The sequence below is a fragment of the Terrabacter sp. Soil810 genome (assembly GCF_001429645.1).
Lineage (GTDB): Bacteria > Actinomycetota > Actinomycetes > Actinomycetales > Dermatophilaceae > Terrabacter.
The window spans coordinates 15,212-31,982 of sequence record NZ_LMSW01000012.1 but is presented as its reverse complement, the minus strand read 5'-3'; the positions used below and the strand labels follow the sequence as shown (position 1 = coordinate 31,982).

Sequence of the window (16,771 nt, the reverse complement as noted above, 5' to 3'; positions counted from 1 at the left end):
CCCGATCATGCCAGCCCGCCGGCCGCGGGCCGGACGTGGACGACGTCACCGGCCGCGAAGCTCCGCTCCCCGTGGTCGGTGCGTACGACGAGGGCTCCGCCGTCGTCGACGCCGACCGCGACGCCCTCGATCGCCTCGCCCGTCGGCAGGTGCACCCGGACCTCCAGCCCGATGGTCGAGCACGCCTCGCGGTACGCCGTCCGTGCCCCGGCCGCCCCGGCCGCCCCGACCGCCCCGACCGCCCCAGCCACCCCGGCCGCCCTCGACGGGTCGGTGCCGATGTCCGCCCCCGCTCCTGCGAGCACGGCCGTCAGCTCGTCGAGGTAGGCGACCAGCAGGTCCTCGCGGCGCACGGTGGCCCCGGCGACCGCCAGGGACGTCGCGGTGTCGACGGGCAGCTCCTCGCGGGTCTGGTCGACGTTGACGCCGGTGCCGACGACGACTGCCTGTCCGGAGGACACCGCCACGAGCTCGCAGAGGATGCCGCTCAGCTTGCGGTCGCCGTCGTCGGCCAGGAGCACGTCGTTGGGCCACTTGAGCCGGGCCGTCAGCGCGTGACCGGCTGCCTCGGTCACGCGGCGCACGGCGCGCGACAGCGCGAGCCCGGCGAGGAGCGGCATCCAGCCCGCCTGCGCGGGGTCGGCGACCGGGACCGCGACGCTGATGGCGATCGAGGCCCGGTCGGGCACCGTCCAGGCCCGCCCGAGCCGTCCGCGCCCGCCGGTCTGGTGGTCGGTGAGGACGACCCACCAGAGGCAGCGGTCGTCGCCCGCCCGCCCCACGGCATACGGACCGGTCGGCTGGGCCGTCCCGGCGAGCAGCTCGCGCAGCCGGGTGTTCGTCGACCCGAGGGCCGGGTGGAACTCCACCCCGCGCCAGGGCCGTCCGGACGTGACCAAGGCCGCACTCACAGTCTCGATGTCGAGCGAATCGCGCACGTCCACAAGGCTAGAGTGCCGAACATGGCCACCGATCATGCCGTCGCAGAACAGCCGACCAGCACGTCGCCGGAGCGCACGTCGCCCGAGGCGGGGTCGGCCCCCGGGCCCGATCTCGGCACGACGGCCGGCAAGCTCGCCGACCTGAAGCGACGCGTCGCCGAGGTGGCCAACGCCGGGTCGGAGCGCGCGGTCGAGAAGCAGCACGCCCGCGGCAAGAAGACCGCCCGCGAGCGCATCGAGATGCTCCTCGACGAGGGCACCTTCATCGAGCTCGACAAGTACGCCCGGCACCGCAGCAACAACTTCGGCCAGGACAAGAACCGGCCCTACGGCGACGGCGTCGTCACCGGCTACGGCATGGTCGACGGTCGCCAGGTGGCGGTCTTCGCCCAGGACTTCACCGTCTTCGGCGGGTCCCTCGGTGAGGTCTTCGGCGAGAAGATCGTCAAGGTCATGGACTTCGCGATGAAGATCGGCTGCCCCGTCATCGGCCTCAACGACTCCGGCGGCGCCCGCATCCAGGAGGGGGTCGTCTCGCTCGGCCTCTACGGCGAGATCTTCTTCCGCAACGTCCGCGCGTCGGGCGTCATCCCGCAGATCTCGCTCGTCATGGGCCCGTGCGCCGGCGGCGCGGTCTACTCCCCCGCCATCACCGACTTCACCGTCATGGTCGACCAGACCTCGCACATGTTCATCACCGGTCCGGACGTCATCAAGACCGTGACGGGCGAGGACGTCGGCTTCGAGGAGCTCGGCGGTGCGCTGACGCACAACAGCAAGTCGGGTGTCGCGCACTACATGGGCACCGACGAGCAGGACGCCATCGACTACGTCAAGGCGCTCCTCTCCTACCTGCCGAGCAACAACATGGAGACCCCGCCGGCCTACGGCGAGGGCGAGGCGGACCTCGCGGTCACCGACGACGACCGCTGGCTCGACACGTGCATCCCGGACTCCCCCAACGTCCCCTACGACATGAAGCAGGTCATCGAGCACCTCGTCGACGACGGCGAGTTCCTCGAGGTGCAGCCGCTCTTCGCGCCCAACATCCTCACCGGCTTCGCCCGCATCGACGGCATGTCGGTCGGCATCGTGGCCAACCAGCCGCTCCAGTTCGCCGGGTGCCTCGACATCCACGCGTCCGAGAAGGCCGCGCGCTTCGTGCGCACGTGCGACTGCTTCAACGTCCCCGTGCTGACCCTCGTCGACGTGCCGGGCTTCCTCCCCGGCACGAGCCAGGAGTGGGACGGCATCATCCGTCGCGGTGCCAAGCTCATCTACGCCTACGCCGAGGCCACGGTCCCCAAGATCACCGTCATCACGCGCAAGGCCTACGGCGGCGCCTACGACGTCATGGGCTCCAAGCACCTCGGCGCCGACATCAACCTCGCCTGGCCGACGGGGCAGATCGCCGTCATGGGCGCCCAGGGCGCCGTCAACATCCTCTACCGCAAGGAGCTCAAGCACACCGCGGAGCGGGGCGGCGACGTCGACGCCCAGCGCCAGGAGCTCATCACCCACTACGAGGAGACGCTGGCCAACCCGTACGTCGCGGCCGAGCGTGGCTACATCGACACGGTGATCAGCCCCTCCAACACGCGGATGAACGTCACCCGGGCCCTGCGCGCCCTGCAGAACAAGCGTGAGACGCTGCCGCCCAAGAAGCACGGGAACATCCCGCTGTGAGCGATCCCACGACGCCCGCGGCGGGCCCGGTCCCGCCCACGATCCGCGTCTCGGGCCACCCGACGCCCGAGGAGGTCGCGGCGCTCGTCGCCGTGCTGTCCGCGCTCGGTGGGGACGAGGCGGTGCCCGAGCACGCCCGTTCGGCCTGGTCCGACCCCTCCTGGTCGCTCGTCGGCCCCTCGGCCCGCCACGGCGGGTGGCGGCGCACGGGCCTGCCCCGCTGACGCGAGGCCCGTTTCGGTTGGCCGTCACCCGGCCCACTGCCCTACGCTCGTTCCTCATGTCTGTCGAGTCGAGCCCCACCGTCCGGATCGCCGAGCGCTACTCCCTCCGGGAGCGCCTCGCCGTCGGTGGCATGGGTGAGGTCCACCTCGCGACCGACGACCGCCTGGGTCGGCTCGTCGCCGTCAAGGTGCTCGGCGCGGGGTTCGCCGACTCCCCCGACTTCGTCGAGCGGTTCCGCCGCGAGGCCCTCACTGCCGCGGCGCTGTCGCACCCCAACATCGCCCAGGTCTACGACTACGGCGTCGACGGCGACTCCCACTTCATCGTCATGGAGTATGCCGAGGGCCAGGACCTCGCCCACGTGATCCGGGAGCACGGCCGGCTCACCCCCAGCGACGCCGTGCGCATCGCGGAGCAGGTCTGCGCAGCCCTCGGTGCCGCCCACCGCGCCGGCGTCGTCCACCGGGACATCAAGCCCGGCAACGTCATCGTCCGCCCCGACGGCACGGTCAAGGTGACCGACTTCGGCATCGCCCGGGCCCTCGGACAGGCATCGCTCACCGACACCGGCACCGTCATGGGCACGGCGGCCTACGTCGCTCCCGAGCAGGCCCGCGGTGAGGCCACGACGCCGTCGTCGGACCTCTACTCGCTGGGCATCCTGCTCTTCCAGATGCTGACCGGAGCCGTCCCCTTCGAGGGCGACACCCCGGTCGCGATCGCGATGCGGCACCTCGACGAGTCGGTGCCCCTGCCGAGCTCGCGCGTCGCGGACCTCCCGGCGAACCTCGACGAGGTCGTCGTCCGCGCCACGGCGAAGTCGCCGACCGACCGCTACGCCGACGCCGACGCCATGGCTGCGGCCCTGCTCGGCCACGAGATGCGTGCCGATGCCGCGACCCGGGCCCTGCCCGCCGGCGAGGCCACCTCGGTCCTCGACATCGGCACGAGCACGGCGATGATGCCCGCGGTCGACCTCCAGCCGAGCGGCGAGCGCACGGCGGTCCACCCCGTGCCCAGCGCGGCCGCCGCGCGCAGGGTGCCCACCGGAGTCGCCGCACCCGCACCCGCGCCCATGCCCGTGGGCCCAACGGCCGCCGCAACCCGGCGCTCGAGCGTGGCCGGCCGCGGCCGGTCCGGGCCGAGCCCCGTCGTCTGGGTGCTCCTCGCCGCCGTCGTGGCGCTCGTCGGGATCCTCGGCTACGTCCTGCTGTCGGGCTCGGACGCACCGACCGCCACCTCGGGCACGCGCCCGTCGGCGAGCGCGAAGCCCACCTCCGCCCCCTCGAAGACCGACCCGCCGTCCGACGGCAGCACCGTTCCCGGCGGCCTCGTCGGACAGCAGCGCGACGCGACGGTCGACGAGCTGATCGGCCTCGGCGTCAACGTGCGCTGGGTGCTCGTGCGCTCGGCGCAGCCGGACGGCGCGGTCATGGGCAGCTTCCCCGCCGAGGGCCAGCCGATGACGAAGGGCCAGACGGTCGCCCTCGTCGTGAGCCGTGGCCACGCCCCGGACCAGGTCAACTCCTCCTTCGTCGTGCCCGAGGGCCTCGTCGGCACGAGCGCCAAGGACGCGGAGAAGGCACTCGACCGCGAGGACGTCCGGGTCACGCGGGTTACGGTCCCCTCCGACGGTGAGAGCGGTCAGGTCATCGCGACCTGGCCTGCTGCCGGCACCCCGACGGCCGACGGGATCGTCGTGCTCGTCGTCTCGGGCGGCGACAAGGGCGGCTCGTCCGACGGCGACGGCTGAGCCCCGGACGCGTCCGACCCGCGCGACCACAATGCACTGGCACGTGACCGCGGGCTGGATTACGTTCGCCGGGTGACCGCCAACACCCAGACAGCGCGACCCCAGACCGACGTCGACCGCATCGCGGAGACCTACTTCGACGCCTCCGTCGCCCTCAGTCCCATCAACGCGACCTTCCTCGGCGTCCCCGGCGCCGAGGAGGAGCTCGACGACCTCTCCCCCGCCGGCAACGCCGCCGCCTCCGAGCTGCGGCGCACGACGCTCTCCGAGCTCGCCGCGGCGACCCCGGCCGACGACGTCGACCGGGTCACCGTCGACGCGATGACCGAGCGCCTCCAGCTCTCCGAGGACCGGTATGCCGCGGGACTCGACGAGATGTCCCTCAACGTCCTCGCGTCCCCGCTCCAGGCCGTCCGCGACGTGTTCGACCTCATGCCGCAGGAGACCGAGGACAACTGGCGCACCTTCGCCGTCCGCCTCACGAAGATCCCGGCCGCCCTCGAGGGGTACAAGGAGTCGCTGCTCCTCGCGCGCGAGCGTGGGCAGGTCTCCCCACGCCGGCAGGTCGAGGCCTGCGCCGAGCAGACGCGTGACCTCGTGGCCGACGACGGGTACTTCGCGAAGGTCGTGGCCGACGCGACGGTCGCAGACGCGCCGCTCGCCGGCGAGGTGAGGGACCGGCTCGCCGAGGGCGCGAGGATGGCCGCGGCGGCATACGGCGACATCGCCGACTGGCTCGAGAGGGAGCTGCTGCCGCACGCCCCCGAGGCCGACGCCTGCGGCATCGAGCGCTACCGGCTCGAGTCGCGCTACTTCCTCGGCGCCGCGGTCGACCTGCAGGAGACCTACCGCTGGGGCCAGCAGGAGGTCGCGAGCCTGCACGCGCAGATGAGCGAGATCGCCGAGGGCCTCGAGGCCGGGGCCGGCGTCCAGCGCGGGGTCGAGATCCTCGACGCCGACGACCGCTACGCCCTGCACGGCACCGACGCGCTCCGGGCCTGGATGCAGGAGCGGGCCGACGAGGTCATCGCCGACCTCAAGGACGTCCACTTCGACATCCCGGAGCCGGTCCAGCGCATCGAGTGCATGATCGCGCCGACGCAGACGGGCGGGATCTACTACACCGGACCGTCCGACGACTTCAGCCGACCCGGCCGGATGTGGTGGTCGGTTCCCAAGGGCAACACCGAGTTCCGCACGTGGAACGAGCTGACCACGGTCTACCACGAGGGTGTCCCCGGTCATCACCTCCAGGTCGCCCAGACGGTGTACCGCTCCGAGCTGCTCAACAAGTGGCGTCGCCTCGAGGCCTGGACCTCCGGCCACGGCGAGGGCTGGGCCCTCTACGCCGAGCGGCTCATGGCCGAGCTCGGCTACATGGACGACCCCGGCAACCGGATGGGTTGGCTTGCCGGACAGTCACTCCGGGCCGCACGCGTCGTCATCGACATCGGCGTGCACTGCGGCTTCGACGCACCTGACGAGGTCGGCGGCGGTGCCTGGGACTACGACAAGGCGTGGGCCTACCTGACCCGCTACGGCTTCATGGACGAGAAGATCCTGCGCTTCGAGCTCAACCGCTACCTCGGCTGGCCGGGGCAGGCGCCCAGCTACAAGATCGGTGAGCGACTGTGGCTGCAGCTGCGCGACGAGGTCAAGCAGCGCGAGGGGGACGCCTTCGACCTCAAGGCCTTTCACCGGCGGGCGCTCGACATCGGTGGCGTCGGCCTCGACACCCTGCGCAGCGCGGTCCTGCGGGAGATCTGACCACGCTCCGACGGCGCCGCTCCCGGAGCGGCGCCGTCGGCGTCCCATCGGCCGGCCGCGCGCCTAGCATGGCGTCATGCCGCCGAGTCCCCTCCCCGACGTGCCCACCGTCCAGCTCGTCCTCGCCTCTGCCTCGCCCGCCCGCCGCTCGACCCTCCGTGCCGCCGGCATCGAGCCGGTCGTCGTCGTGAGCGAGGTCGACGAGGACCTCACCGTCGCCGAAGCCACGGAGCGCTACGGCCCGCTCGAGCCGGCCGACATCGCGCTGCTGCTCGCGCGCGCCAAGGCCGAGGACGTCGCGGCCCGGGTCGACGCCGGCGTGGTCGTGCTCGGCTGCGACTCGGTCCTCGAGCTCGACGGCGAGGTCCACGGCAAGCCGGGCGACGCCGCGGAGGCTGTGGCCCGGTGGCGCCGGATGCGGGGCCGGTCAGGGGTGCTGCACACGGGCCACTGGCTCATCGACGAACGCGGCAGCGGCGGCCCCACGCTGGGCGCGACGGCGTCGACGACCGTCCACTTCGCGAAGCTCTCCGACGAGGAGATCGAGGCCTACGTCACCACGGGCGAACCACTCACCGTCGCCGGAGCCTTCACCATCGACGGCCTCGGCGGCGCGTTCGTCACCTCCGTGGAGGGCGACCACCACAACGTCGTCGGCCTGTCCCTGCCGCTGCTGCGCGACCTGCTCGCCGACGCCGGAATCGAGTGGTTCGACGTCGTCGGCGGGGTCGACGGTCAGGGGTAGAGGTCGTCGGTGAGGTTCTCGATGACGAGGTAGTGCTCGGTCCACCACCACATCTGGGCCGCGCCGATGACCACGATGAGTCCGAGCAGCCAGTAGCGGTAGCGCCGCCACCAGCGCAGCTTGAGGAACCAGGCGATGACGAGCGTCATCGGGAAGGCCAGCAGCGCGTAGCGCACGCGGCTCGGCGTCGTGCTCGTCACGAGGATGATGTATGCCGGGTAGGCGCCGGCCCAGCCCCAGATCTCCGGGCCCCAGCGCCACGAGTTCTTCGTCAGCATGAACCACGTGAACGCGGCGATGCCGAGCACGCCCGCGACCTGGCCGAGGACGCCCCAGTAGTCGTAGAGCAGGTTCCACCACAGGTAGAGCTTGATCTTCGTCTCGATGTTCCAGGCGAGCATCGTGTCGTTGTAGGCGTTGGGCGTGTCGGTCGCGATCGTGACGATCGTCGGCCAGAGGAAGGTCAGAGCGCCGGCGTACGCCGCGAGCACGCCCAGCCCGACGCGCAGGCGCACCGGGTGCTCGCCCTCGTCGCCCTGCCGCCAGCGCACGACGGCGTGGGCGATGATGACCGGCACCATCGCGATGACGACGTTGCGGCTGAGGGACAGCACGAGGAGCGCGAGGGCGACCCACCAGTACTGCCGCTTGCGCAGCAGCCACAGCACCGTGACGACGCCCAGGAGGGCGGTCGACTCGGTGTAGGAGGCCGAGAAGGCCGGGGACGCGATGAAGAAGCAGGTCGCGACGACGGCGACGATCGCCTCCCAGCGACCGACCGCCTGGTCGACGAGCTTGAACAGCACGTGCATCGCGGCGAAGCCGATGACGATCGAGAGCATCGGGGCGACCACGGAGAAGGGCAGCCCGGTCACCTTCATGATGAGGCCGGCGGTCATCGGGAACACCGGGAAGAAGGCCCACGGGTTCATGTCGATGCCACCCCAGCCGACACGAGGCAGTACCGCGGGGTAGCCCTGCTCGGCGATGACGCGGTACCACTGGCCGTCCCAGCCCGTCATGACCGCGGCATAGCCGGGGTCCGCGGGCGAGGGGTAGAAGATGCGGATGTTCGCCGTCCCGATCGGCAGCGGGATCTGGTAGCGCGAGAGGTACGTCGCGGCGACCCAGACGAAGATGCGTGAGACGCCGAAGACGGCGAAGGGGAACCAGACCGGGAACCGGCGCCAGAACGGCTGCACTCGCTCGGCGTCGCGGTCGGGGTGCTCGAGCCTGTGACCGAGGCGCGGCTCAGACCGGCGGGACGGAGCGTCGGCGCTCGCTGAAGTGACGGTCACGCCGGGAAGCATAGGCCAGACGGCGCACCAGGTCCGAGCGCAGTTCATCCGCCTCGATGATCGAGTCGAGCACGAGGTCGGCTGCCAGACGCTCGATGTCGACGTCCTCCTCGTACTCGCGACGGCGATCCGCCACGAATCGTGCCTGTTCGTCGGGGTCGGCGATCTCGGCGATCTTGTTCGCGTAGACGGCGTTGACGGCGGCCTCCGGGCCCATCACGGCGATCCGCGCGGTCGGCAGCGCGATGGTCGCGTCGGGACCGAAACCGGGACCGCCCATGGCGTAGAGGCCCGCCCCGTAGGCCTTGCGCACGACGACGCAGAACTGCGGCACGGTCGCGGACGAGACGGCGCTGACCATCTTGGCGCCGTGCCGGATGATGCCGCCGCGCTCGACCTCCGAGCCGATCATGAAGCCCGGCACGTCGGCGAGGTAGACGATCGGGACGTTGAAGGCGTCGCAGAGCCAGATGAAGCGCGCGGCCTTGTCGGCGCTGTCGGTGAAGAGCACGCCGCCCTTGACCATGGAGTTGTTCGCGACGATGCCGACGGTCTGCCCCTCGAGGCGCCCGAAGCCGATGACGAGCTCGCCGGCCCAGAGGGGCTTGAGCTCGAAGAAGGAGTCGTCGTCCACGAGACCGTCGATGACCTCGTGGACGTCGAAGGGCACGGACTCGCGCTCGGGCACGGTCTCCCGGGTCAGCGGCGTCGCCGGCTGCTCGGCCGCATACGTCGGCGGGTGGTCGCGCCAGCTGCCGGGGACGTAGGAGAAGTAGAGCTTGGCCAGCTCAATGGCCTCGGCGTCGTCGTGGGCGAGCAGGTCACCGACACCGGAGACGGTGCAGTGCATGCGGGCGCCGCCCATCTCCTCGAGGGAGACCTTCTCGCCGACGACCATCTCGGCCATGCGCGGGCTGCCGAGGTACATCGAGGCATTGCCCTCGACCATGATGATGAGGTCGCAGAAGCTGGGGATGTAGGCGCCACCGGCGGCACTTGGGCCGAAGAGGCAGCAGATCTGGGGCACCTTGCCCGACAGGGCGACCTGGTTGTGGAAGATGCGCCCGGCGCCGCGACGGCCGGGGAACATCTCGACCTGGTCGGTGATGCGGGCGCCGGCCGAGTCGACGAACCAGAAGACGGGCAGCTCCTCGCGCAGCGCCATCTCGGTGGCGCGCACGATCTTCTCGACAGTGCGCGCGCCCCAGGAACCGGCCTTGACGGTCGGGTCGTTGGCGATGACGATCGCCGCCCGACCGTCGACCGTGCCACGCCCGGTGACGACGCCGTCGGCCGGGAGGCCCGGCTGCAGGGCGTTGGCGTATCGGCCGTCCTCGACGAAGGAGCCCTCGTCGAAGAGCAGGGCGATGCGGTCGCGGACGTAGATCTTGCCCTGCGCGTCGAGCTTGGCCTGCGCCTTCTCCGGCGCGCTGGCCGATGCGGCGTGGGCGGCGGAGAGGCGCGCGCGGACGTCGGCCACGCGCGGGTCGCCGTGGGGGCTCGCACCGGGCGCGGGCTCGGTCATGCCGGCAGCCCCATCCCGCGGGCGATGAGCATGCGCTGGACCTCGGACGTGCCCTCGCCGATCTCGAGGATCTTGGCGTCGCGGTAGAACCGGGCCACGGGGTACTCCTCCATGAAGCCGTTGCCGCCGAACACCTGCGTCGCGATCCGGGTGGCCGTGACGGCGGCCTCGGTCGAGTAGAGCTTCGCGATGGCGGCAGCCTGCTTGACCTCCTTGACGGAGCGCTTGCCCGCGTGGAGCTCGTCCTTGAGCCAGGCCGCCTTGTAGGTCAGCAGCCGGGCTCCCTCGACCATGACCGCGAGGTCGGCGAGCTGGAACGACACGCCCTGGTTGACGCCGATCGGGCGGCCGAACGCAACGCGGGTCTTCGCGTAGTCCGTGGCGAGCTCGAGACAGGCCTGCGCGCAGCCGACGGCCAGCGCCGAGATGGCGATGCGGCCGTCATCGAGGGTCTTGAGGAACTGCTTGAACCCCTCACCCTCCTGGCCGAGGAGGTGGTCGGCGGGGACGCGGCAGTCCTCGAAGGTGAGGCCGTGGGTGTCGGAGACGTGCCAGCCGAGCTTGTGGTACGCCGGCTCGACGATGAAGCCGGGGGTGCCGGCGGGCACCATGATCGCCGAGATCTGCGGTGACCCGTCCTCGTTCGTGCCGGTGCGCGCGGTCACGGTGACGACGGACGTGATGTCGGTGCCGGAGTTCGTGATGAAGGCCTTGGCGCCGTTGACGACCCACTCGTCGCCGTCGCGGACGGCTCGCGTGCGGGTCGCGCCGGCGTCGGAGCCGGCCTCGGGCTCGGTGAGCCCGAAGCCGGCGAGGGCGCGGCCGGCGACGAGGTCGGGCAGGAAGCGCTGCTTCTGCTCCTCGGTGCCGTAGGTGAGGATCGGGTTGATGCCGAGCCCCACGCCCGCGGACAGCGTGATGCCGATCGACTGGTCGACGCGGCCCAGCTCCTCGATGGCGACGCAGAGACTCGTGAAGTCGCCGGACTCCCCCGCGCCGCCGTACTCCTCCGGCACGACGAGGCCGAACAGCCCGAGGTCACCCATCTTCGGCACGAGGTCGGTCGGGAAGTACGCGGCGGCGTCCCACTTGGCGATGTTGGGCGCGACCTCCTTCTCGGCGAAGTCGCGGACGACCATCCGGAAGTCCTCGTGGTCCTGGCTGAGCTCGAACATCGCTGTTCTCCTGAAGGGGTGGCGGCCATCACGCGCTCGTGACGCATGCTTGACGTTGACGTAAACGTAAAGCACTATCGACCGCATGACAAGTGACACCTCGATCGCGCGCCCGTCCTCGCGGACCGGCGAGACGTGGACCATCGCCCAGGTGGCCGAGGAGTTCGACGTCACCCACCGAACGGTTCGCCACTACGAGGACCTCGGCCTCATCTCGCCCGAGCGGCGCGGGACCCAGCGCGTCTACCACCGCCGCGACCGCACGCGCCTCAGCCTCATCCTGCGCGGCAAGCGGCTGGGCTTCCCGCTCGAGGAGATCCGCACGATCATCGACCTCTTCGACGCGCCGCGCGGCCGTCGCACGCAGCTCGAGTACGTCCTCGGCCAGATCGACGAGCGTCGCACCGACCTCGAGCAGCGCCTGCGCGACGTGCAGGACGCCATCGCCGAGCTGGGCGAGTTCGAGCGGCGCTGCCGCGACGACCTCGGGCGCCTCGACCACGTGTGAAGCCTTTCGTCGCGCGTGACACGATGGGTGCATGAGCGCTGAAGACACGAAGATCTCCGCCTACGCCCACCCTGAGCGCCTCGTCACGACCGAGTGGCTCGCGGAGCAGATCGCGGCCGGCGGCCTCGGGGGCCCGGACGGCATCGTGCTGCTCGAGTCCGACGAGGACGTGCTGCTCTACGAGACCGGCCACATCCCAGGGGCGCTCAAGATCGACTGGCACGTCGACCTCAACGACCCGGTGGCGCGCGACTACGTCGACGGTGCGCGTTTCGCCGAGGTGATGGGCGCCCGCGGCATCAGCCGCGACACGACCGTCGTGATCTACGGCGACAAGAGCAACTGGTGGGCGGCGTACGCCCTGTGGGTCTTCAGCCTCTTCGGGCACGAGGACGTCCGTCTCCTCGACGGTGGCCGGGCCAAGTGGGTCGCCGAGGGCCGCGAGCTCACCCGCGACGTGTCGTCGCCGGCCACGGTGGACTACCCCGTGGCCGAGCGTGACGACGCCCCCATCCGCGCCTTCAAGGACGACGTGCTCGCCCACCTCGGCAAGCCTCTGGTCGACGTCCGCTCCCCCGGCGAGTACTCCGGCGAGCTGCTGCACATGCCGGACTACCCCCAGGAGGGGGCGATGCGCGGCGGGCACATCCCCGGCGCCAGGTCGGTGCCGTGGGCACGCGCCGCGAACGAGGACGGCTCGTTCAAGTCGCGCGAGGACCTCGAGGCGATCTACCTCGAGGAGCAGGGCCTCACGGCCTCGGACGACGTCGTCGCGTACTGCCGCATCGGTGAGCGCTCGTCGCACACGTGGTTCGTGCTGACCCACCTGCTCGGCTTCGAGACGGTGCGCAACTACGACGGCTCGTGGACCGAGTGGGGCAACGCCGTGCGCGTGCCGATCGAGAAGTGACCCGGATGCGAGCCAGGAGTCTCTCGTGAGCGACACCCCACTGCCGGCCCCCCTCGCCGAGATCGCCGAGGACTTCCGGTCGGCGAGCAACGACCTCAAGCTCCAGCTGCTGCTCGAGTTCAGCGACGAGCTGCCGGGCCTTCCCGAGCGGTATGCCGGCCACCTCGACCAGCTCGAACGCGTCGACGAGTGCCAGTCGCCGCTCCTCCTCACCGTCGAGGTGGGCGACGGCGACTCGCTCGACGACCGCGTCGTCAGCCTGTTCTTCGACGCCCCGCCCGAGGCACCGACGACCCGCGGGTTCGCCGGCATCCTGCACGAGGGCCTGGACGGCCTCTCGGCTGCGGAGGTGCTCGACGTCCCCGACGACGCCCCGATGCGCTTCGGCCTCGCCGAAGCGGTGTCACCGCTGCGGATGCGCGGCATGGTCGCGATGCTCGGCCGCATCAAGCGCCAGGTCCGCGCCAAGACCGCCTCCTGACCAGCAGAACCCCGGCACACCTCCTACGTCAGTGCTGCACCCCGTGCAGCAGTGACGTAGCCGCTGGACCCCAACCGCCCGCCAGGTGACCAGACCCAACCGCTACGTCACTGTTGCACCCCATGCAGCAGTGACGTAGCCGCTGGACCCCCACCGCCCGCCGGGTGACCAGACCCACCCGCTACGTCACTGTTGCACCCCATGCAGCAGTGACGTAGCCGTGGACGGGATGTCCACACCCCTCTGAGTCGGTCACCGGACATGTGGACAGGGCCCTTCGAGCGCACGGCGCTGTCGGTGCCGACACCGAACGTGTCCGCATGAGCGCAACAGCAGGCAGCCCTGCCCCCGACGACGAGCCAGGACGGTATGTCGTTCGCGCGCGGCGTCGCGCCGACCTCAGCCAGCGGGAGCTCGCCGCCCTCGTGGGCATCTCCGCGAGCACCGTGAGTCGCATCGAGTCCGGCGCCGTGGTGCCCAGCATCGCCCTCTACGTCCGACTGCTCGCACTGGCGGAACTCCGGCTGGTGGTCGTCGACCGCGAGGGGCACGAGGTCCTGCCGGTGCCGGTCGACACGGTGCGCGACAACCAGGGGCGACGGTTTCCCGCCCACCTCGACGTCGCGCCTCCCGACGAGGTGCCCTTCGAACGCTGGGCCTTCCCACGCTACGACCGTCCCGATGCACGCGCCTGGTTCCGTCACCGCTCGACGCGTGACCAGCTCGCGGACGACGCCCCGCACCGCGAGCGGCCGGCCGACCACCCGACCGAAGGCGAGCTGCTGCTCCGGCGTCGACTGATGCGTGGACGGCAGCCGCGCGTCGACGCGCCACCCACGGCCGACATCGAGTGCCACTGCCTCGACAGGTGTTTCGAGGAGCTCTGCGTCGCCGCGTGCCCGTGCCAGTGCGAGCCGGGACGCGACCGGCTGGGCAGACGCCGAGCGCTCCCCGCCGACGTGGTCGACGAGGAGCGCGGGGAGCTCGAGGGTGACGGCACCCCTAGTTGACGGGCCCACCGCCCCCGAGGTCGTCGGTGTCACGGAAGTAGGTCTTCTTCGCTCGCAGGCCGCGGTTGGCCATCCACGTCAACGCCCAGAGCACCACGCCGGGCGCGGGCAGTCCGCCGCCGATCCTGTAGTGCTCCGACGGTCGTCCCGAGAAGGGCAGCACCAGGAAGAAGCAGCGGACGGCACCGATGACCGGCAGCACGGACGGCGTGACGAAGTGGTCGCTCGTCTGCCGGTCGCGGCGCAGCACGAGGACGACGATGTTGACGATCGTGAACACACCGAGCAGCAGCAGGGAGGTCGTACCGCCCAGAGCGGCGACGGCGTCCTCGCTGGCGCCCGACACGTAGGTGATGAGCCCACGGGTCGGCAACGACAGACCTGTCCGAAAGGTCACCCTTGCGCGCGCCGCCGCTCCCGAGACGCTCGTCAGCCGCCGATGCGGGTGCGCACCTCGTAGAGCTCCGGGAAGAAGGTCAGGTCGAGCGCGCGGCGCAGGAAGTCGACACCCGTCGAGCCACCGGTCCCGGTCTTCTGCCCGATCGTGCGCTGCACGACCTGGAGGTGCCGGAACCTCCACTGCTGGAAGTTGTCCTCGAGGTCGACCAGCTCCTCGCAGGTCTCGTAGACGCCCCAGTGCTCGTTCGGCTGCGCGTAGACGGCCGCGAAGACGTCGACGAGCCCCTCGTCATGGCGGTAGGGCTGCGTCCAGTCACGGTCGAGCAGAGCCGGCGGGACGGCATACCCCCGTCGGGAGAGGTAGGCGAGGAACTCGTCGTAGAGGCTCGGCTCGTGCAGCAGGGCGTCGAGGGCCGCCCGGGCGCCCTCGTCGTGCGAGAAGACGGCGACCATGTCGGCGTTCTTGTTGCCGAGGAGGAACTCGACCTCCCGGTACTGCGCCGACTGGAAGCCCGAGCTCGTGGCGAGGAAGGGTCGGATCTCGGCGTACTCGCTCGGGGTCAGGGTCGCGAGCACCGACCACTGGTCGGTCAACGTGTGCTGGATGTGCTTGACCCGGGCGAGGCGCTTGAGCGCCGGAGCCAGCTCGTCGTCGCGGAGCAGGCTTCGGGCAGAACGGAGCTCGTGGATCAGGAGCTTGAGCCACAGCTCCGACGTCTGGTGCTGGATGATGAAGAGCAGCTCGTCGTGCTGGGGCGGTTCGCTCAGTGGCTGCTGCGCACTGAGGAGGGTGTCCAGCCGGAGGTAGTCGCCGTAGGACATCCTGCGCGTGAAGTCACGCTGGATGCCCTCCTCGAGGTCGCGCTTGCTCCGCCGGTCGAGCCCACCCTGGGCGGCACTGTCCATGCCCGCGATCCTAGAGGTCGCGTCAGCGCGAGCGCGGGCGGATGCTCACGAGGTGGGAGACGACGCCCGGGACCCAGCCGGTCTCACCGCGCATCCACCGGGCGCCGACGAGGTTGTGCGGCACGACCACGGTGTCGGCACGTGCAGCCACGAGACCGAGGTCGGTGCCGAAGACGTCGGTGACGATCGCCCAGTCACGCGCGCTGTGGCGCGCGAGGTGCTCGCCGATGGCGACGGCATACGTCTCGACGACGATGTCCGGCCCCTCGCCCGAACCGCCCGCGTCGGCCCAGCGGCGGTAGGCCGCGTCGTAGTGCGCGCCGATGGACGCGAGGTCGTCGACGTCCACCCCGTCATCCGTCGCGTGCTCGAGGGCCGCGGTGATGCGCGCGCGCTCCTCGTCACCGAGCGGCACCGCGACCGGCCGTCCGGTGAAGTCGGCGGCAAGGGCGTCGTCGGCGTCCTCGTCGACCGTGGGGGCCGCGCCCGCCGGCTCGTCGGTGTCGTCCTTGCCCTTGCGCGAGAACAGTCCCATGCCCGCCAATCTAGTGGCTCGGACGCGGCCCGGGTCCGGTCAGCCGAAGGCGTCCGGGTCGGGCCCGGTACGGGTGCCCCGGTCGAGCCCGGCGAGGGCCTCGAGGTCGTCCTCGCCGAGGCTGAACCCGAAGATCTCGACGTTCTCCGCGATGCGTGCCGGGGTGACGGAGCGCGCGAGCACGACGTTGCCGAGCTCGACGTGCCAGCGCAGCACGAGCTGGGCGGGCGTCACGGCATGCGTCGCGGCGAGGGCGACGACGACCGGGTCGTCGAGCAGCCCGGCACGGACGGCGAGCGGGCTCCAGGCCTCGGTGACGATGCCGTGCTCGGCGTGGAAGGCGCGCAGCTCCCTCTGCTGGAGGTACGGGCTCAGCTCGATCTGGTTGACCGACGGCAGGACCCCGGTCTCCTCGAGCAGCCTCTCGAGGTGGGGCACCTGGAAGTTGCAGACACCGACCGAGCGGACCCGTCCCTCGCGCTGGAGGTCGAGCATCGCCCGCCAGGCGTCGACGTAGGCATCCTGCTGCGGGGCCGGCCAGTGGATGAGGTAGAGGTCGAGGACCTCGATGCCGAGGCGCTGCATCGAGGCGTCGAAGGCCGCGGGCACGCTCCTGTGGTCGTCGTTCCAGACCTTCGTCGTGACGAAGACGTCGTCGCGGTCGACGTCGCTGCGCCCGAGGACCCGGCCGACGCCCTCCTCGTTGCCGTAGATCCGCGCGGTGTCGATGTGGCGGTAGCCGGCATCGAGCGCACGGCCGAAGGCGGCGTCGACGGCGGCGTCCGGGACCTCCCAGACACCGAAGCCGACCTGCGGGACAGCGAGGCCCGGGGTTGAGGCGTGGCCGAGGCCGAGGGTGTGGACTGGCTCGTGTGTCGTCATGCTGCCCACGCTAGGTCGGTGCCGC

At 71.2% G+C, this 16,771-nt stretch carries 17 protein-coding genes; 9 read left to right on the top strand and 8 right to left on the bottom strand.

Annotated elements, in window-relative coordinates:
• Positions 1-5 precede the first annotated feature (5 nt).
• Positions 6-938, bottom strand: a complete 933-nt coding sequence (locus tag ASG96_RS15000; protein ID WP_235509175.1) for a biotin--[acetyl-CoA-carboxylase] ligase — start codon at positions 936-938, stop codon at positions 6-8.
• Positions 939-962: 24 nt separating this feature from the next.
• Here ASG96_RS15000 and ASG96_RS14995 point away from each other — a divergent pair, with 24 nt between their 5' ends.
• From ASG96_RS14995 to ASG96_RS14975, 5 genes are all read left to right on the top strand, one after another.
• Positions 963-2,627, top strand: coding sequence for an acyl-CoA carboxylase subunit beta (locus tag ASG96_RS14995; protein WP_235509174.1), 1,665 nt, complete (start codon positions 963-965; stop codon positions 2,625-2,627).
• Complete coding sequence (locus ASG96_RS14990; RefSeq protein ID WP_082588985.1) at positions 2,624-2,851, top strand: acyl-CoA carboxylase subunit epsilon; 228 nt, start codon at positions 2,624-2,626, stop codon at positions 2,849-2,851. The genes ASG96_RS14995 and ASG96_RS14990 overlap by 4 nt, the downstream gene beginning before the upstream one ends.
• Positions 2,852-2,907: 56 nt before the next feature.
• Positions 2,908-4,605, top strand: a complete 1,698-nt coding sequence (locus tag ASG96_RS14985; RefSeq protein WP_057588473.1) for a protein kinase — start codon at positions 2,908-2,910, stop codon at positions 4,603-4,605.
• Between the two features lie 72 nt (positions 4,606-4,677).
• Complete coding sequence (locus ASG96_RS14980) at positions 4,678-6,372, top strand: DUF885 domain-containing protein (protein ID WP_056761705.1); 1,695 nt, start codon at positions 4,678-4,680, stop codon at positions 6,370-6,372.
• Between the two features lie 76 nt (positions 6,373-6,448).
• The gene (locus tag ASG96_RS14975; protein WP_057588472.1) at positions 6,449-7,117 is read left to right on the top strand and encodes a nucleoside triphosphate pyrophosphatase; all 669 of its coding nucleotides are present in this window, start codon (positions 6,449-6,451) and stop codon (positions 7,115-7,117) included.
• On the opposite strand, the gene ASG96_RS14970 is transcribed toward ASG96_RS14975, so the two are convergent.
• Genes ASG96_RS14970 through ASG96_RS14960 form a run of 3 tightly spaced genes read right to left on the bottom strand, consistent with a single transcriptional unit; the run spans position 7,108 to position 11,115 of the window.
• Complete coding sequence (locus ASG96_RS14970) at positions 7,108-8,415, bottom strand: hypothetical protein (protein WP_235509173.1); 1,308 nt, start codon at positions 8,413-8,415, stop codon at positions 7,108-7,110. The two genes, ASG96_RS14975 and ASG96_RS14970, sit on opposite strands and share 10 nt — an antisense overlap.
• On the bottom strand, positions 8,369-9,940 hold the full coding sequence (locus tag ASG96_RS14965) for an acyl-CoA carboxylase subunit beta (protein WP_057588470.1): 1,572 nt from the start codon (positions 9,938-9,940) through the stop codon (positions 8,369-8,371). The genes ASG96_RS14970 and ASG96_RS14965 overlap by 47 nt, the downstream gene beginning before the upstream one ends.
• Positions 9,937-11,115, bottom strand: a complete 1,179-nt coding sequence (locus tag ASG96_RS14960) for an acyl-CoA dehydrogenase family protein (protein ID WP_056761716.1) — start codon at positions 11,113-11,115, stop codon at positions 9,937-9,939. The genes ASG96_RS14965 and ASG96_RS14960 overlap by 4 nt, the downstream gene beginning before the upstream one ends.
• 85 nt (positions 11,116-11,200) lie before the next feature.
• Between ASG96_RS14960 and ASG96_RS14955 the strand changes: the two genes are divergently transcribed.
• From ASG96_RS14955 to ASG96_RS14940, 4 genes are all read left to right on the top strand, one after another.
• The gene (locus tag ASG96_RS14955) at positions 11,201-11,623 is read left to right on the top strand and encodes a MerR family DNA-binding transcriptional regulator (RefSeq protein WP_056761719.1); all 423 of its coding nucleotides are present in this window, start codon (positions 11,201-11,203) and stop codon (positions 11,621-11,623) included.
• A 31-nt stretch (positions 11,624-11,654) separates the two neighbouring features.
• Positions 11,655-12,533, top strand: coding sequence for a sulfurtransferase (locus ASG96_RS14950; protein WP_056761722.1), 879 nt, complete (start codon positions 11,655-11,657; stop codon positions 12,531-12,533).
• Positions 12,534-12,558: 25 nt separating this feature from the next.
• Entirely contained in the window at positions 12,559-13,014 is a 456-nt protein-coding gene (locus ASG96_RS14945) for a SufE family protein (protein WP_057588469.1), read from the top strand.
• Positions 13,015-13,334: 320 nt separating this feature from the next.
• On the top strand, positions 13,335-14,024 hold the full coding sequence (locus ASG96_RS14940; RefSeq protein WP_056761728.1) for a helix-turn-helix domain-containing protein: 690 nt from the start codon (positions 13,335-13,337) through the stop codon (positions 14,022-14,024).
• Here the strand turns inward: ASG96_RS14940 and ASG96_RS14935 are convergent.
• From ASG96_RS14935 to ASG96_RS14920, 4 genes are read right to left on the bottom strand one after another with little or no spacing between them, the layout of a single operon-like run.
• Positions 14,017-14,397 (bottom strand): hypothetical protein, encoded by a 381-nt coding sequence (locus ASG96_RS14935; protein WP_056761731.1) that lies wholly within the window; start codon positions 14,395-14,397, stop codon positions 14,017-14,019. The genes ASG96_RS14940 and ASG96_RS14935 overlap by 8 nt on opposite strands.
• A gap of 56 nt (positions 14,398-14,453) precedes the next feature.
• Positions 14,454-15,329, bottom strand: coding sequence for a tryptophan 2,3-dioxygenase (kynA, locus tag ASG96_RS14930; protein WP_056761733.1), 876 nt, complete (start codon positions 15,327-15,329; stop codon positions 14,454-14,456).
• 22 nt (positions 15,330-15,351) lie between these two features.
• Positions 15,352-15,864, bottom strand: a complete 513-nt coding sequence (locus ASG96_RS14925) for a DUF3806 domain-containing protein (protein ID WP_056761736.1) — start codon at positions 15,862-15,864, stop codon at positions 15,352-15,354.
• 39 nt (positions 15,865-15,903) lie between these two features.
• Positions 15,904-16,746 (bottom strand): aldo/keto reductase, encoded by an 843-nt coding sequence (locus ASG96_RS14920; RefSeq protein WP_057588667.1) that lies wholly within the window; start codon positions 16,744-16,746, stop codon positions 15,904-15,906.
• Between the last annotated feature and the right edge of the window lie 25 nt (positions 16,747-16,771).

Coding starts and splice junctions, on each gene's coding strand:
- ASG96_RS14985 (WP_057588473.1), top strand. CDS start 2,908: ATGTCTGTCGAGTCGAGCCCCACCGTCCGGATCGCCGAGCGCTACTCC.
- ASG96_RS14950 (WP_056761722.1), top strand. CDS start 11,655: ATGAGCGCTGAAGACACGAAGATCTCCGCCTACGCCCACCCTGAGCGC.
- ASG96_RS14940 (WP_056761728.1), top strand. CDS start 13,335: ATGAGCGCAACAGCAGGCAGCCCTGCCCCCGACGACGAGCCAGGACGG.
- ASG96_RS14925 (WP_056761736.1), bottom strand. CDS start 15,864: ATGGGACTGTTCTCGCGCAAGGGCAAGGACGACACCGACGAGCCGGCG.
- ASG96_RS14920 (WP_057588667.1), bottom strand. CDS start 16,746: ATGACGACACACGAGCCAGTCCACACCCTCGGCCTCGGCCACGCCTCA.
- ASG96_RS14965 (WP_057588470.1), bottom strand. CDS start 9,940: ATGACCGAGCCCGCGCCCGGTGCGAGCCCCCACGGCGACCCGCGCGTG.
- ASG96_RS14955 (WP_056761719.1), top strand. CDS start 11,201: ATGACAAGTGACACCTCGATCGCGCGCCCGTCCTCGCGGACCGGCGAG.
- ASG96_RS14960 (WP_056761716.1), bottom strand. CDS start 11,115: ATGTTCGAGCTCAGCCAGGACCACGAGGACTTCCGGATGGTCGTCCGC.
- kynA (WP_056761733.1), bottom strand. CDS start 15,329: ATGGACAGTGCCGCCCAGGGTGGGCTCGACCGGCGGAGCAAGCGCGAC.
- ASG96_RS14975 (WP_057588472.1), top strand. CDS start 6,449: ATGCCGCCGAGTCCCCTCCCCGACGTGCCCACCGTCCAGCTCGTCCTC.
- ASG96_RS14995 (WP_235509174.1), top strand. CDS start 963: ATGGCCACCGATCATGCCGTCGCAGAACAGCCGACCAGCACGTCGCCG.